The sequence below is a fragment of the Bifidobacterium sp. POST2/T3 (B1) genome (assembly GCF_058197115.1).
Genome location: NZ_JBVPQK010000452.1, coordinates 1 through 2,095, shown reverse-complemented (window position 1 = coordinate 2,095; position 2,095 = coordinate 1). Strand labels below are relative to the sequence as shown.

Sequence of the window (2,095 nt, the reverse complement as noted above, 5' to 3'; positions counted from 1 at the left end):
AGGACGAAGGATTCTCGCGGGTCCATAGCATCCCAGCCAGTCACCTCCACACAGCGCCTCAGCCGGTAGCGCACGGTGTTGGGATGGATGCCTAGCTTCTTGGCGGTGACTTCCAGCGAGTTGCCCGAGCGCAGAAAGGTGAGCAGCGTGGTCGGCAGAGGCCCGTCCGGGTCCTGTCCGGCCAGGCTCATATAGACCTCTTGGTAGAGCTGATCGGCAGCGTCCGTGTCCCCGTTCAGGGCTCGTTCGGGCAGCAGGTCGTCGGCGTGCAGTGGTCTGGACAGGGCGGCAGTGATGGGGTCAGCCACTGCTGGAGCCGCCGCATGAGTGCTCAGGGCAGCTCGGATGGAGTCTTCCGCACCGGAGATTCCATGGCGGAGAGGTCCCAGGCAGACAGCTGATTCGTCGGTGAAGAACCGCAGGATGGATGCGCAGAAGTCGGCTGGGGTGCCTGACCGGTCGGGATTGATCAGGACCACCATGAGCCCCTCGCTCTCGCCCACCAGAGCCCTGCCACCTTGACGGACCACCGTGGTGTGTATGGGCTGGCGGGCGTTCTCCATGCCCTGCCCGTCATCGTTGCCCTGGGCCTCGCCGACGACAGCGAAGCAGTCGAATTCGGTCGGCCAGCCTAAACGGGCCAGATCATCCACCGTCCGTGTGTCTGCCGTTTTCTCGATCAGATGCCGAATGATCCTCGACTCCGTTACTGCCTTGCGGCCGCTCCGCGTTTCGGCCAGGTCGGCGTAGAGCTCGGCTGCTGCAGTGGCGGCTTGGCGGGTGTAGACCAGCGTGGCTCGTTCCTCTTCGGATCCCATGGTCCGGCCAGCCTCCTCAAGCATGTCCAGAATGACTTGGGTCAGCTCCATGGCTCTGTGCGGGCCCAGGCTCCGGGAGAGCTCGGCTGGTACGGGTGAGGGGACTTCGCTGTCTTCTGTGCCCTGGGAATCAAGTCGGGACAGCAGGTCGTCCAGAGCCGTTTGAATGGCCCCCTCCAAGGTTCTGCGCCCATCAGCGGGCACGGACCTGGCCCAGGGCAACGCCTCCTGCAGATGATCCAGCGTCTTCAGGAGAATCTGCTCCATGGCGGCATCGGAGGCAGTAGGTGCCCGGTGAGCTTGCTGCGCCTCGGCAGGTTCATCGTCCTTCGGTCTGGACCGCTTCGACTTGCCGATCATGTCGGCCGGTCCATCAGGTTTTCGGCGCGGGCACGGCGGCTCTGCCGGACCATGTCCAGGATCAGGAAGGGCACTGCCATGTCCACCGGCAGCATGTGCCGTTCGAAGTTGTTGGCCGGGGCAGTGATCATGACCCCCATGATCAGCAGGAGGGGGAACCAGCACAGGGCCCCGCGCCAGTGGCCGGCTGCCAGGCGGGCGACGATCAGCAGCAGGGCGGCCACCACCCAGAAGTTGGCCCGTGCCACCAGGCCCAGCAGGGGGGTGTCTGCCCAGGTTCTGACGAATCCGGTGACCCCATTGCGCCAGTCATGGCACCAGGCCGCCAGCCAGGAGCCCGAGTTCTGCACGTAGCCGTTGTTGAGATAGTAGGACATGGCCACGTAGGCAGGGTCGCCGGGGTCGAAGTACCCGTAGGATTCGGCCATGAATGCATCCAGGTAGATCATCGGGTTGCGCCGTCCCACCTGGAGCCAGGCCCGATTCAGCCGGGACAGCTGCTCGGGCGTGACGGTTCTCCATCGATAGACGATCAGTTTGGGCTGGTTGCCCGAGGACTTGACCCGGTCTGCCTCCCAGGGGGTGTACTGGATGGCGGCATTGTCCAGGTCCATGATGGGTTCAAGGTCGGCCCTCGCCTGGGCCGGAATCCCCCGGGGATTGCGCTGGGCCACCCGGGCGATCTGCTGCAGCTGGATGCTGCGGCTCTCCACGGGGTCACCCTTGATGACCGTCCCTGTGGCCGTCAGGGCGCCGGTCACCCCTGTGAACAGGACCAGGGGCAGCAGGAGACCTATCAGGATGGTGGCCCACTGGCGACGGTGGATGATCAGGGCCAGAACCAGCTGGGCCAGGACGATGTAAAGGCCATACTTGGCGCTGATCAGCATGGTCAGGGTGCTCAAGGCGAGGGCAGG

2 protein-coding genes are annotated in these 2,095 nt (G+C 64.8%); both read right to left on the bottom strand.

What is annotated here, in order from left to right; all coding sequences use genetic code 11:
• Nucleotides 1–1,178, bottom strand: a 1,178-nt coding sequence (locus AC0AP0_RS12700) for a PucR family transcriptional regulator (RefSeq protein ID WP_490430748.1), incomplete at its 3' end; no start/stop codon positions are given.
• A partial coding sequence (locus tag AC0AP0_RS12695; RefSeq protein ID WP_490430747.1) for a DUF6020 family protein occupies nt 1,175–2,095 on the bottom strand: 921 nt, incomplete at its 5' end. The genes AC0AP0_RS12700 and AC0AP0_RS12695, both read right to left, overlap by 4 nt.